This is a genomic window from Desulfotomaculum sp. 1211_IL3151 (genome assembly GCF_036763075.1).
GTDB lineage: Bacteria > Bacillota > Desulfotomaculia > Desulfotomaculales > Desulfotomaculaceae > Desulfotomaculum.
Map to the genome: position 1 here is coordinate 69,877 of NZ_JBAIYV010000044.1, position 13,484 is coordinate 83,360.

Annotated in this window: 12 protein-coding genes; all 12 read left to right on the forward strand. The window is 45.4% G+C overall.

The genetic code is table 11. From position 1 onward, the window contains the following. The first annotated feature begins 9 nt into the window (after positions 1–9). The 12 genes from V6C11_RS12510 (at position 10) to V6C11_RS12565 (ending at position 13,484) form a co-directional block, all read left to right on the forward strand. On the forward strand, positions 10–771 hold the full coding sequence (locus V6C11_RS12510; protein WP_333531505.1) for a GntR family transcriptional regulator: 762 nt from the start codon (positions 10–12) through the stop codon (positions 769–771). A 7-nt stretch (positions 772–778) separates the two neighbouring features. Beyond that, the gene (locus V6C11_RS12515) at positions 779–1,630 is read left to right on the forward strand and encodes a class II fructose-bisphosphate aldolase (RefSeq protein ID WP_333531507.1); all 852 of its coding nucleotides are present in this window, start codon (positions 779–781) and stop codon (positions 1,628–1,630) included. Positions 1,631–1,658: 28 nt separating this feature from the next. Continuing rightward, complete coding sequence (locus tag V6C11_RS12520) at positions 1,659–2,888, forward strand: diphosphate--fructose-6-phosphate 1-phosphotransferase (RefSeq protein WP_333531508.1); 1,230 nt, start codon at positions 1,659–1,661, stop codon at positions 2,886–2,888. A gap of 56 nt (positions 2,889–2,944) precedes the next feature. Next, positions 2,945–4,003 carry a TRAP transporter substrate-binding protein gene (locus V6C11_RS12525; RefSeq protein WP_333531509.1) on the forward strand — a complete coding sequence of 353 codons (1,059 nt, stop codon included), beginning with the start codon at positions 2,945–2,947 and terminating at the stop codon, positions 4,001–4,003. Between the two features lie 73 nt (positions 4,004–4,076). After that, on the forward strand, positions 4,077–4,565 hold the full coding sequence (locus tag V6C11_RS12530; protein WP_333531510.1) for a TRAP transporter small permease: 489 nt from the start codon (positions 4,077–4,079) through the stop codon (positions 4,563–4,565). Positions 4,566–4,575: 10 nt separating this feature from the next. After that, on the forward strand, positions 4,576–5,868 hold the full coding sequence (locus V6C11_RS12535) for a TRAP transporter large permease (RefSeq protein WP_333531511.1): 1,293 nt from the start codon (positions 4,576–4,578) through the stop codon (positions 5,866–5,868). A gap of 21 nt (positions 5,869–5,889) precedes the next feature. Continuing rightward, positions 5,890–6,897: a zinc-dependent alcohol dehydrogenase gene (locus tag V6C11_RS12540; protein ID WP_333531512.1), complete on the forward strand. Its 1,008-nt coding sequence runs from the start codon at positions 5,890–5,892 to the stop codon at positions 6,895–6,897. 302 nt (positions 6,898–7,199) lie between these two features. Beyond that, entirely contained in the window at positions 7,200–7,892 is a 693-nt protein-coding gene (locus tag V6C11_RS12545; protein WP_333531513.1) for a response regulator transcription factor, read from the forward strand. Further along, positions 7,870–10,131, forward strand: coding sequence for a sensor histidine kinase (locus V6C11_RS12550; RefSeq protein WP_333531514.1), 2,262 nt, complete (start codon positions 7,870–7,872; stop codon positions 10,129–10,131). Before V6C11_RS12545 ends, V6C11_RS12550 begins: the two co-directional genes overlap by 23 nt. 226 nt (positions 10,132–10,357) lie before the next feature. After that, a complete protein-coding gene (locus V6C11_RS12555; RefSeq protein WP_333531515.1) occupies positions 10,358–11,350 on the forward strand; it encodes a diaminopimelate dehydrogenase in 993 nt (330 codons plus the stop codon). Between the two features lie 121 nt (positions 11,351–11,471). Next, a complete protein-coding gene (locus V6C11_RS12560; RefSeq protein ID WP_333531516.1) occupies positions 11,472–12,752 on the forward strand; it encodes a 4Fe-4S dicluster domain-containing protein in 1,281 nt (426 codons plus the stop codon). 36 nt (positions 12,753–12,788) lie between these two features. Continuing rightward, positions 12,789–13,484: a hypothetical protein gene (locus V6C11_RS12565; protein ID WP_333531517.1), complete on the forward strand. Its 696-nt coding sequence runs from the start codon at positions 12,789–12,791 to the stop codon at positions 13,482–13,484.

Consider the following 13,484-nt stretch of genomic DNA (forward strand, 5'->3'; position numbering starts at 1 on the left):
GGGATATCGGTGAAAAACATCCCCCTTCCATTGCACTATCAGATTACCAATGATCTACGTAAGCGATTAGAAAATGGAGAATGGAACGTAGGTGACATTTTCCCCGGGGATAAAGAATTGATGCAAGTCTACGGCGTTAGCAGCACGACGGTCCGTCGGGCCTTGGATGAGCTTGTTCGGGAGGGCTGGTTGGATCGCAGACCTGGTAAAGGCACCTTTGTGAAGAAACAGTATGTGGAGACCCTTGGTAAGCTAACGGGCTTCTTTGACCAAGTCCGGGCAAAGGGTTACCACCCCAGTTCCCGGTTATTACGGGTTGCCGAAGTGGACATTACGGAATTCGAAGAATATGAATTGGATGTATTTGAAAGCGAAAGGCTGTTTTTGATTGAGAAGGTGCAAATGCTGGATGATGAGCCCACGGTGCTGGTCAAGAGCTTTTGGCCCATTGAGATTGGCCGGGAATTGGCGAAATACAATTTGATGGAGCAGGGTACCTATGAAATTGCACAACAGGAATTAGGGATTGCACTGGAAGAAGCCCAGCAGGATATTTATGCCTCTTTGGCCACGGAGGCTGAATACCAACATCTGAAGGTCAATGAAGGTGCTGCCATTCTAGTGATGAAACGGCTGGTCCTTTCCCAAAGAAAGCCGATTGAGTTTTCCATAAACTTTTACCAGGCTGATAAATACAGATATCGGGTCAATTTAAAAAACGAAATGATTCAGGATGGCAACGGAATCATTGTAGTGGAAAATCAGGAGTGATTAAAAGATGGCATTAGCAACGCTAAAGGACGTATTGGCAAATCGAAAAGAGTGTCGGGCAGTGGGAGCCTTTAGTACCTACGATTTATTTTCTGCCCAGGGCATCATTCAAGGAGCGGAAAAAGAAGGCTTGCCGGTTATTGCTATGCTGGGAGCACCTGTATTAGCGAAAACCGGCAATGACTACATAGCAAAAAACCTTATTTGTCTGGCAGAGAAGGCAAAGGTTCCCGTGGTGGTATTTCTGGATCATGCCAAAGACTATGCCACCTGCTTAAAAGCCATGCAGCTAGGTTTTAGTGCGGTCATGATTGATGGTTCACACCTTTCTTTAGAAGGAAACATTCAATTAACCGCCAAAGTTGTTGAGGCTGCCCAGCATCTGGGAATTTCCGTAGAGGGGGAATTGGGGGCTTTGTCCGGCATCGAAGATGGGGAAGAAGTGAAGAATGCCAAAATGACGGATCCCACAAAGGTTCGTCAATTTGTGGAAAATACAGGCATTGACGCCTTGGCAGTTTCCATTGGCAATGCACATGGCCTTTATAAAGGGGAACCCAACCTGAATTTTGAGATTTTACAGCAGTGTGAACAGAATAGTCCGGTACCGCTAGTTTTACACGGGGGTACCGGCTTAACCCAGCAACAGTTTGCCTCGGCTGTTCAATATGGCATCAAGAAAATTAATATCGGCACCGAGATAAAAAAAGCCTACATCGAAGCCTTTATCGCTGCCCAGGAACAAAAGCCCGCCGCCTATGACCTGATTGGTATTCCCCAGGCTTGCAAGGAGGCAGTGACTGGTGTAGCCGCCGAAAAATTGAGATTTTTTGCAACAGGCTGGGCAAGCAGCATCTGATTACAAATATTTCAAAGGAGGTAGCCATGTGACCGGTTCACAAACATTGGTAGTGGCACAGACCGGGGGGCCCAGTGCTGTTATCAATAGTACCTTGGCAGGCATCATCGAAGAAGCCCGGTCCTGGCCTGAAATAAAAGACGTTATTGGCTGTGTCCATGGGTATCACGGTTTATTCGGCCAAAATTATATAAGTCTTTCGGGGTTTGATGATGATTTATTAAAAAGATTAAGGAATACGCCCGGTGCTTTTTTAGGCTCCAGTCGTTTACCGCTGACGGACAACCATTTTGCTCAAATTCCCGCCTTACTGGATGACTTAAAAGCCGGCTATTATTTGCAAATTGGCGGCAACGGAACGATGTATGCAGCTAACCTCATTGCAGAAGAAATCAAGCAAGCCGGTAAAGACATGCAAGTTATTGGCGTTCCTAAAACCGTCGATAATGACATCATTTTAATGGATCACACACCGGGTTTCGCCAGTGCAGCCCGCTATGTAATTCAGGCAACCCTGGATAATGGCATAGACCTTTGGTCCATGCGTCACTTTGAGCAAGTTAGAATCCTTGAGGTGATGGGCAGGAATGTTGGTTGGCTGGCAGCGGCCAGTGGTTTTGCTCAAAGGAATGAAAAAGAAGCTCCCCACCTGATTTATTTACCCGAAATACCCTTTCATGAAGATGAATTTATCAAAGATGTACAGGCCGTTGTGCAGGAGCTTGGTTATGCCGTGGTGGTGGTGGGTGAAGGGATTCGAGATGAACAGGGAAACTCCATTGGCAATAATCCCTTTACCGATGTCAACAAGGGCAGCCAGGTTTTTGGCGGGGCAGCCAGTTATTTGGCCGCGAAAGTAACCCAAGAGCTAAAGATTCGGGCCAGAGCACAGGATTTGGGTATGGTACAACGATGCTTTACACCGGTTCGTTCCGAACTGGATGAACAAGAGGCCTATTGGGTGGGCCGGGCCGCCGTACGGGCGGCAGTGGCCGGACAAGGGGGCAACATGGTCTATGTAGAGAAGCTGGCAGCGAGGGAATTATTACCATACCAGACGCTTCCCTTAGCCAGGATTGGTGGCAAGGAAAAAGAAGTTCCCGAAAAGTTTTACAATAAACAAGCCAAACACGTAACGGCAGAATTTAAGGCATGGTTAAAACCGTTACTGGGTCAATGGCATTTGCAATACCTGCACTTACATGATTTCCCTAAGCCCCAGGATATTCACGGGCAGGGGGTGAAAGCGGAAGGGTAATGGCTTTCCACCAGGGCAAAAAGAACCGATTACTTTTATTGAATGGAGGAGTAGACATGTTAAAAGCAAAGAAACTGGTTTTATTGATGACTTTCGTTTTAACATCAGCCATCCTGTTAGCTGGCTGCGGCAGCTCCCAAGAGGAGAAAAAGGGAACCCCAGCTGGCGGTGACAAAAAAATCGTCATCAAATACAGTCTGCCGGATGCCGCCATTGATGGGGTGCCAGCCTATGAGGCAGCCAAGTCCATGAAAGAGAAGATTGAAAAGTATTCTAACGGGCAAGCAGAAGTAAAATTGTTTCCCGGTGGTCAGTTAGGCAGCGAACAGAAAAACGTTCCTGACGTACAAAAGGGTGTTATTGAGATGGCGATGATTACGGCAGGCAATATGACAGCTTTCTCCCCCTCCATTGGTGTTTATGACTTTCCTTACTTATTCAAAAGCAGAGAAGAGGCTTATCAGGTTATTGATACCCTGAACGACGATCTCAATGCACTGCAGATTAAAGAAAGCGGTACCAGAACGGTTGCTTGGTTGGAGCAAGGCTTCCGCCACATCACCAACAGCAAAAGACCCATTAACAGTATAGAAGACTTAAAGGGCTTAAAGATTCGTATACCTAACAACAAATATGTGGTGGAGGCTTTCCGGTCCTGGGGGGTTGAACCGGTGCCGATGGCCTGGGATGAAACCTTTAACGCGGTACAGCAAAGGGTGGTAGACGGGCAAGAAAACCCCTATTCCAGTATTTATCAATCAAAGATGTACGAAGTACAGGATTATGTAACCGAACTGCACTATAAACTTTGGTTAGGTACCATTATTGTCAGCGACAAGTGGTTCCAGGGACTGCCCGCTGATGTACAAGAAGCCATCGTGAAGGCTGGCCAAGAAGTTGCCCAAGAAAACCGTCAATTAATGGCGAAGCAAGAGGAAGACCTGAAGAAGCAGTTAACTGAGAAGGGTCTAAAAATTAGTCCCGCTCCGGCCGATGAAGATAAGTGGATGACCAATGCGATGTCTACCTGGCCCAAGTTTTATGGTGAACTGCCGGATCCCACCATCTTAGACAAAGCGATGAAAGTATTAGGCAGGGAAAAGCCCCAGGCTTAAATGAAAATTTATCTGAGAGAACCTTCTGCGGAAGGTTCTCTCAGATATACTGACTGGCAGGTGAGGGAATTAAATGAAAAAGCTGAAGTGGGTTATTGACAACATTGAAGAAATCATTGCCTCCATATTATTTTGTACGGTTATCTCTCTTCTCATGGCTCAGGTGATTGCCCGGTATATTTTTGGCCAAGGCTTAGCCTGGTCTGAGGAACTATTGCGCTTTGCCTTCCTGACCATGGTTTATTTTGCCGCTGCGCTGGGTGCCAAGCGGGGGGCCCATTTCCGGGTAACCGTGTTAGTTAACATCTTACCCGCTAAACTAAAAAGATGCTTAGAATTTATCCAGTACATCATTTCCTTTGTCTTTAACAGCTTTATTATCTATTTGGGGACCAAAGTGGTCGTTGATATGGAAGAATTCCCGCAAATATCTCAGATTCTGAGCTGGGATATGAGATATGTTTATGCCATGATTCCCATTGCTTTTATCTTTGTTAACATACGCCTACTAATAAGAATGTTTAGCGATTTCGGGTTCATTAAGGGCGAACCTTCAGCTTAGGGGGATTGACATGTTTGAAACCTGGGGTATATGGATCATTCTTTTTGCAACATTGTTGTTGGGTGTTCCTATTTATATTTCTTTGGGCATCTCTACCATCGTGGTACTCTTTTTTAGTTACATTCCTTTAGATATTGTGCCCTTAGACATGGCGAAGGTAGGGGATATGTTTCCCCTGCTGGCGATTCCCGCTTTTATTTTTGCCGGTGCCATTATGGAGCGGGGTGGCATGGCCGATCAAATTATTGATGTAGCCTCCATTTTTGTGGGGCGCATTAAAGGCGGCTTAGCTCTGGTCACCATTTTAGGCTGTATGTTCTTTGCGGCCATGATTGGCTCCGGTCCTGGGACCGTGGCAGCAATGGGAACCTTAATGCTGCCAGCCATGGTGCGGGCGGGCTATGATAAAAAGTTTGGGGCTGGTGTTTGTGCCACGGGCGGCACGTTGGGTATTCTTATTCCCCCCAGCAACCCCATGATTATCTACGGTGTAATGGCCAACGTTTCGGTAGGTACCATGTTTATGGCAGGAATGTTGCCAGGCTTTATTGTTGGCGCAATACTGATGCTAACTTGCTATATCATCGCGAAGAAGCGTGGCTACCGGGGTATGGAGAAAACCTACACCACTAAAGAAGTTTTTGTAATTTTTAAAAATAACATTTGGTCTTTGTTAGCCCCAGTGATTATCCTAGGCGGTATCTATGCCGGGGTCTTTACACCGGTGGAAGCCTCCGCCATTGCCTGCTTCTATGCATTGTTTGTAGGAAAATTCATTATCAAGAAATTGACTTTGGTAGACATCTGGGAAAGCATTAAGCTGACCAACATAACGTCCGGTACCTCCATGATTATCGTTGGGGTCTCGGTGCTTTTTGGCCGCTTCTTAACCATCTATGAAGTCCCTCAATCTGTAGCAGGAGCCATGCTTTCCATTAGCTCCAATCCACAGATTATTCTATTCCTTATTTGTTTCATGCTGTTTTTTCTGGGGATGTTCATGGAGACCCTGTCCACCATCGTTATTTTGGTGCCAATTTTACTGCCGGTTATTACCCAGCTTGGGATTGACCCGGTCTACTTTGGTATTCTCTGGGTCTTAACCAATGAGGTAGCCCTGCTGTCGCCACCCTTGGGGGCCAACGTCTTTATTGCCATGACCATTGCCAAATTGTCTCTGGAGGATGCCACCAAAGGTGCACTGCCCTTTATGCTGGTACTTGTGGCGGTGGTTATTGCATTCATTTTCTTACCGGACGTGGTTCTTTTCCTGCCAAGGATACTGGGTGGCTATGCCGGGTAAACATCAAAGGAGGCTCTTGCAATGCGTAAAGCAGTGATCGTAGAACCCTATCGTTTTGAAATCCATGAAGCACCATCACCGAACTTACAGGAAGGGTTTGCCATTGTTCAAGTGGCGTATTGCGGTGTTTGCGGCTCTGAACTGCATGTTTATGAAGGAAAACACCCGAAGGTAAAACCTCCGGCCAATCCAGGTCATGAGGCTGTGGGAACGATTCAGCAAATAGCCTCTGGGACAAATGGGCTTAAGGTAGGAGATCAAGTAGCCATTGTACCTTTGGTCGGGTGTCAAGAATGTGACTATTGTAAGTTGGGTTATCCGAACCTCTGCAAGGATCGGAAAGTGGTGGGATTCCAACTGCCCGGCTGTTTAGCCGACGAGGTAGCCATCCCGGTGGATAATCTGATTAAATTGCCGGAGAATTGTGAGTTGGTAGAAGGTGCGTTACTGGAACCGATGGCTGTGGTGGTTCATTCTGTAGGTCTGCTGGATCGTGTGGCCCACCGTGCAAAAAGTGTGGTGATTGCCGGTGCAGGTACCATTGGTATTTTAATTGGGCTTTTCCTAAAAGAAACCAAGGGGTTAAATGTTTACTTTTTAGAAATTAATCCCCAGCGAAAAAAATTAACCGAGAACTTAGGCTTTAAAGTTTACCAAAGAATCGAAGACCTTCCTCTCCAGGGGGAAAGGACGGTGGCCTTCGAGTGCACGGGAAATAAAATGGTGCTGGATTCTTTGGTAACCCATGATCCCGCCCCGGAAGTTTTAGTTATCCTAGGTACCTTTGAGAAAACCCTGGGACTAAATATTTTTGAGATGTGCAAGAGGGAAACCTTTATTATCGGTTCTCAAATGTATACCAAACAAGACTTAGAAAAAGCGGCTGAGATCATGGCCAGCCCTTTAAAGGACAGATTTAAAGCCATTTTGGTCGAGCGTATTTATTCTTTGGCAGAGTCAAAGGAGGCCTTTGATGAGGCCTTAAGTTCAAAGAATGGTACCAAGGTATTAATTCAAGTCAACTTGTAAAGAGAATTTAGCCCACTGCAAAGAGAAACGCCACTGAATAGAAATCAGCGGCGTTTTTTTGTTGGCTTGGCATGTTTGACGAGCCAATAATTTGCAAGAAGCCCGGTCACGCCGAAGCAGCGGGGAGACAACCCAGAGGCAAGGAGCTTCGGATTTGCTGACGGATTGGTCCGCACAAGTTGTTAAATGCTGTTAAATTAAGAAAATCTTAAGATTTGTGCTGAGCCGATATTAAGAATTGAACGATATAATTTGGCTAGTGGCAAGAAAAATAATAAACTATTCAGAAGGGAGAGTGAAAAATGGAAAATTACTTTGTACTGGTTGTTGATGATGACAAGGAAATCAGAGATGCCATTGAGATATATCTAAAAAATGAAGGCATTACAGTGATTAAAGCCCAGGACGGTATTGAGGCCATCGAAAAGTTAAATGAGCATGCCATTCACCTTATTATCTTAGATATCATGATGCCCCGTTTGGATGGCATTGCCACGACCTTTAAAATCCGGGAGAAACAAAATATTCCGATCCTCATCCTCAGTGCCAAAAGTGAGGATACGGATAAGATTTTAGGTCTGCAAATTGGCGCGGACGATTATGTGACCAAGCCCTTCAACCCACTGGAATTGATCGCCCGGGTCAAATCGCAACTGAGGCGATACGTTACACTGGGTACCTACGAAGGGATCAATAAGGTTATTGATCTAAGGGGTCTTACCTTAGAGCAGGGGGCGAAAGAAGTCACGGTTAACGGCGAGGTTGTTAAATTAACACCCATCGAATACAAGATTGTGGAACTTCTTATGACCCATGCTGGCCGCGTGTTTTCGATCAATGAGATTTATGAGCGGGTTTGGAAGGAACCGGGTTACAATGCGGAAAACACGGTGGCCGTACATATCCGAAAAATACGTGAAAAAATTGAGATTGATCCCAAAAATCCAAGATATTTAAAGGTGGTATGGGGAATTGGCTACAAAATGGAAAAGTAGGGCCTTATTGCTGGCCTGGATTTTACTGGTTACCTTTGGACTGAGCGGCATATTGTCAGCCCTGTCCCAGGGGAGTGACTATTTTAAAAAGGATTATTTCCAAACACAGGGTTTTGCAGGTCAGTTAAATGAATTTATTGATTACTTAAGCATATTTGAATTAAACTATCGGACCCCGGAAGAAATGAAAAAGGGGATTACCGTATCCCAGGAAGAAATTGAAGAACATCGTAATCGCTATGGCGATTTAGCCACACAAATTGCCGATATAACAGGGCAATATGAAGAAAAAATTTTGGCGGCGGAAAATGTTAAAAATAAGGAATTGGCGGACATCTACATTACCGAAAGGGACACCAAAATAGAGGACATTGCCAATAACTTTAAAAGTGATGATCATGTACGGGCCAAGATTGTGAAAGAAAAGGAAGAAAAGATAGACCAATACTACCGGAAACTAGAGGACCACCGGACACAGTTTGCCAATGTAAGAACGGGCTTTATCTATTATTTAAAGGATAACACCACCGGAGAGGTGTTTACCAATTTAGCTGCAGCGAATGAGTCTGAAGCCAATCAACTTATGAATAGCAAAAACACGCTGTTTATACGCAGTTATCCCAACGCCCAATATGGTTATCTGAGGACTACCGGCAGACCCTATAATTTTGGCTATAATGAGGAACTACTGGGTAATCCTTTGGTCCGGGAGAAGGCCTTTGAGGGGAAGATTGCGGTACCCATGGTCCGGGAAAAGGCCCTTGAGGGGGGGATTACGGTACCCAATGCAGCCGCCACAACCAGTATGATTTTGAGCAATTACCACGATTATCAGCAAAAGCAACAACTCTTCCTTATTTATACCTTGAGTGCCTTGCTGTCCCTTTTACTAAGTTTTTATATCTATAAAAAAACCACCATGGTAAAGCTGGCGGCCATCGAAAACTGGCAGGCCTACTATAATCGCATACCCCTTGATGTCAGTGTAGGGATCTTTGTGTTCATCGGTTTTATCACCTTGATCCGGTTAACCTATCCCTATGCCCTATATTTACATGAATATTTCTATAGCTTTGTGGTGAGGTCGCTAGTTGATGTAATCGTTACAGCCCCCTTCCTTGCTTTAACCCTTAGCCAAGGCAAATTGATCCTGGCCAGAGTAAATGACAGAACCAAGCTCCAAGCGGAGTGGACGAATAGTTTAACCCATCGGGTTTGCTGTGGCATAAAGGGGGCCTTTCTGATTCGAAGCATCGGTACCCAAATAATAATTATTTTACTACTGGTCTTTGCCTGCGGTGTCGGGTCCATTGTTGTGCTGATGGAGCCAGAAATGCTTTTGCTCTACCTGCCGTTTTTAATCGTCATTGGGATACCCATGGCCATGCTGATCTTTAAGCGGATGGGCTATTTTAACCGCATTGTTTGCTATACCAATGAGTTGACCCGGGGAAACCTGGAACCGGATCTGCCGGTATTGGGAAAATCTGTCTTAGCAACCCTGGCCCACAATATCAATCAGTTAAAGCAGGGGGTTAAGTCGTCCCAAAGGGAACAGGCCAAAAGCGAAAGGTTAAAAACAGAACTAATTACCAATGTCAGCCATGACCTGCGCACACCCCTAACCTCAATCATTACCTATACCGAATTGCTCAAGACACCGGATCTGGCGGAGGAGGATCGAGAAGCCTATATCCAAATTATCGACCGCAAGGCCAAACGTTTAAAGGTGCTAATTGATGATCTCTTTGAAGCGTCCAAAATGGCCAGCGGCAGCATCGAACTGACCAAAGAAAAGGTGGATCTGGTCCAACTCCTCCAGCAGGCCTTGGCAGAGCATAACGAAGCAATCAGTGAGTCAACCCTGCAATTGCGGGTCACAACACCGGATAAGCCTCTTCACGCCCTTGTGGATGGACAAAAGCTCTGGCGGGTCTTTGATAATCTAATCGGAAATATCTTAAAATACTCCTTAGAAAATACCCGGGTTTATATTTCAATGAAAAATAGCAACAACAAAGCTGTTTTAATATTTAAAAACGTAACCAAGTATGAGTTGGGCGAAAACATTGATGAGATGTTTGAACGGTTTAAACGCGGTGACACCTCCCGCCACACAGATGGCTCAGGCCTTGGTCTAGCCATTGCCAAATCAATTGTCGACCTGCATCAGGGAAACTTAGATATTGAAGTGGACGGGGATCTGTTTAAAATAACCCTAACATTGAATACCCTATAAGACAAATGTGACAGCGGGACGAGGTCTCGCTGTTATTTTTTGCATAGCTGTTAAACCAGTGGCAAAAAATAAATAGAAAAGACCCTGTGCATACCAGATAATGTATTCTTTTCGACATGCTGAAAAAACACCTAATCCTTAATAGGAAATTGGCATAGGTTGTAGAAGGTTTTGTTGTAGAAGTTTTTGTTGAAAACAACACTAAATATAAAGTGAGGGGAACAACTTGACAAATAAGATCCGAGTTGGCATTGTGGGCTATGGAAATCTAGGCAAGGGTGTTCATTCAGCCATTAAGCAGAACCCGGATATGGAACTGGTAGCCATATTCACCAGAAGGGACGTTGCAGCGGTTAAAGTTGCTGCCGGAGGAGTCGAGGTTTTAAATGTGGCTGAGGCCGGGCAATATACCAACAAAATTGATGTCATGATCCTGTGTGGCGGTTCCGCCACAGACCTGCCCGAACAAGGCCCGTTCTTTGCTAAAATGTATAATACGGTGGATAGCTTCGATACCCATGCTAAGATCCCCGAGTATTTTGCCGCGGTGGATCAGGTGGCCAAGGCCAGCGGCAAAACCAGTGCCATTTCCATTGGCTGGGATCCGGGGTTGTTTTCCATGAATCGCATGTTAGCTGGGGCGATCCTGCCCGAAGGCAAAGAGTATACCTTCTGGGGTCCCGGGGTAAGCCAGGGGCATTCAGATGCCATTAGAAGGATACCGGGGGTCAAAGGCGGCATTCAATACACCATTCCCGTCAATGAGGCCATTGAGAGAATTAGAAAAAGTGAAAACCCAGATTTAAGCACAAGGGAAAAACACCTCAGGGATTGTTATGTAGTTGCCGAAGAAGGGGCCGATCAGGAACAAATCGCTGAAAAAATTAAAACCATGCCCAACTATTTTTCAGATTATGATACGAAGGTAACCTTTATCACAGAGACTGAATTAAAGCAAAACCACTCCCGGATGCCCCATGGTGGCTTTGTCATTCGCAGCGGGAAAACAGGTTGGAACAAAGAAAATAACCATATCATTGAGTTTTCTTTAAAGCTGGATAGCAACCCAGAATTCACCTCCAGTGTCCTAGTGGCCTATGCCCGGGCTGTATATCGGCTAAACCAAGAGGGACAAACCGGGGCTAAAACCGTGTTTGATATCCCCCTGGGGTATTTATCCAGTAAATCACCGGAAGATTTACGCCGCGAATTACTTTAGGCAGAGTCATGAGGGGTCAAGCTTGCAATACGGCGAGCTTGACCCCTTTGAACTGTCGCATTTTGCTGCAAATATTTGGTATGTTATACTTATAAGATACCAATTGCAAAGGTGTGAAAATATGGCACACTTATCCGCCAGATCAGGATACAGGAAATTGGAAGAACGTCTGAATCGCTTTCCCCAAGGGGCACCTCCTTCGGATACCCTCTATAAAATCCTAAGTCTTTTATTTACCGAGAAGGAAGCCGCACTGGTGGCTCAACTGCCGATTAAGCCTTTTTCCGCCAAGCTGGCCAGCCGGATTTGGCAGCTGGATGAAGCTGAGACCCAGGAAATGTTAAATCGCCTAGCAGCCAGGGCCATACTTTTAGACGTTGATAACAACGGCACCTTGGAGTACATGCTGCCACCGCCCATGGCTGGTTTTTTTGAATTTTCTCTCATGCGGACCAGAGGTGATATTGATCAAAAATTATTAAGTGAACTCCTTTATCAATATCTCAATGAAGAAGAGGATTTTGTCAAGGACTTGTTTTTTAGCAGTGAAACCAGGCTGGGCCGGGTATTTGTACAGGAATCGGTGCTGACGAATGAAAATGCGATCCATGTTTTGGACTATGAAAGGGCCAGCCACTATATCAAGACAGCCACCCACATGGGTATCAGCATGTGCTATTGCCGTCATAAGATGCAGCATCTGGGTCGGGCCTGCCATGCACCAATGGATATCTGCATGACCTTTAACAACACCGCCGCTTCCTTGATTAAACATGGTTACGCCCGCAGGGTAGAGGTATCCGAAGGGCTCGAGCTTTTGCAAAGGGCCTACGAAAACAATTTGGTACAATGCGGTGAAAATGTTCGTGAACAGGTAAGTTTTATCTGCAACTGCTGCGGCTGCTGCTGTGAGGGCCTGGTGGCGGCAAAGAAATTTGGCCTACTCCAGCCAGTGCATACAACAAACTTTATTCCTAAAATTAATGAGGAACAGTGTATTGGCTGTGGCAAATGCACCAAAGTATGTCCCTTGGGTGCCATCACCCTGGTTTCCGTCCAAGGAACGGATCACGCCAAAAGAAAAGTAGCCAAGGTAGATGAGGAAATATGCCTGGGTTGTGGTGTCTGTGTCCGCTCCTGCGCTTACCAAGGGATTGCCCTGGAGCCCCGGCCGGAACGGGTAATTACCCCTGTAAACTCCGTTCATCGAGTGGTCTTAATGGCCATCGATAAGGGCCTGCTGCAGAATCTAATCTTTGATAACCAAGTCTTTGGCAGTCACCGGGCCATGGCGGCCATCTTAAACGTAATCCTTAAACTGCCTCCGGTAAAACGAAGTCTGGCCTCGAAACAAATGAAATCGATTTACTTAGAAAAGCTAATTAGCAAAGCAACAAAGTAGTAAGGGTTGTGGGTATTATTAAAGTGAGGGTTATGGATGAAGGATTTGCAGGGAATGATTCGAAGAAATTATCAATTGAGCAGGCAATTAACACCTTTAAATGAAGCCATTTATACGGATATTGTGTGTTACCTGCGGACCAGTGCCTTGGATGATTTTACGGTGGAAGAAATGATTCAGGAAATACTGGAGATATTTGTCGACACCCAGGCCAGGGGTGAGAAGATTGAACAGGTCATTGGCAGTGATTATCGGGCCTTTTGTGATAGGCGAATAGCCGAAGCTTTAAAACAACCTCGCCGCCGCCAACAATGGCAAAAACACCTGGCCAATGTGGAAATCGGACTAAATGCACTGATCCTATTGTGGCTGATCGATTTAGCATTTAAACATCTACCCAGAATGGTTCATTATAAAAATATCCTGCTCAGTTATCAAGTGAACGCAGCTTTTTTGGTCAATGCGCTGTTGATTATTTTGGTGGCAACCTTTGCCACAAATTATATTGGAAAGAACAGTTTTTCCTTATCTGCCAATAAAGAAAAACGAAAAAAAATTGGCTTAATCAGCGGCTTTGCCGTGGGTACGCTGTTTGCCTTATTTATTCTAATATCAAGGGAACTTAGTGCCCAGATACTTTTTACCACAAAGCTTCATTACATCGCAGCCACCCTGGCTGCCGTCATGCTGATCCTTAAGGGGATCCAAGGAATTAACAACATAAAGTCTTGA

Excerpts from the sequence above, each read along its gene's own strand:
- V6C11_RS12515 (WP_333531507.1), top strand. The coding sequence starts at position 779 with ATGGCATTAGCAACGCTAAAGGACGTATTGGCAAATCGAAAAGAGTGT.
- V6C11_RS12525 (WP_333531509.1), top strand. The coding sequence starts at position 2,945 with ATGTTAAAAGCAAAGAAACTGGTTTTATTGATGACTTTCGTTTTAACA.
- V6C11_RS12530 (WP_333531510.1), top strand. The coding sequence starts at position 4,077 with ATGAAAAAGCTGAAGTGGGTTATTGACAACATTGAAGAAATCATTGCC.
- V6C11_RS12535 (WP_333531511.1), top strand. The coding sequence starts at position 4,576 with ATGTTTGAAACCTGGGGTATATGGATCATTCTTTTTGCAACATTGTTG.
- V6C11_RS12540 (WP_333531512.1), top strand. The coding sequence starts at position 5,890 with ATGCGTAAAGCAGTGATCGTAGAACCCTATCGTTTTGAAATCCATGAA.
- V6C11_RS12545 (WP_333531513.1), top strand. The coding sequence starts at position 7,200 with ATGGAAAATTACTTTGTACTGGTTGTTGATGATGACAAGGAAATCAGA.
- V6C11_RS12560 (WP_333531516.1), top strand. The coding sequence starts at position 11,472 with ATGGCACACTTATCCGCCAGATCAGGATACAGGAAATTGGAAGAACGT.
- V6C11_RS12565 (WP_333531517.1), top strand. The coding sequence starts at position 12,789 with ATGAAGGATTTGCAGGGAATGATTCGAAGAAATTATCAATTGAGCAGG.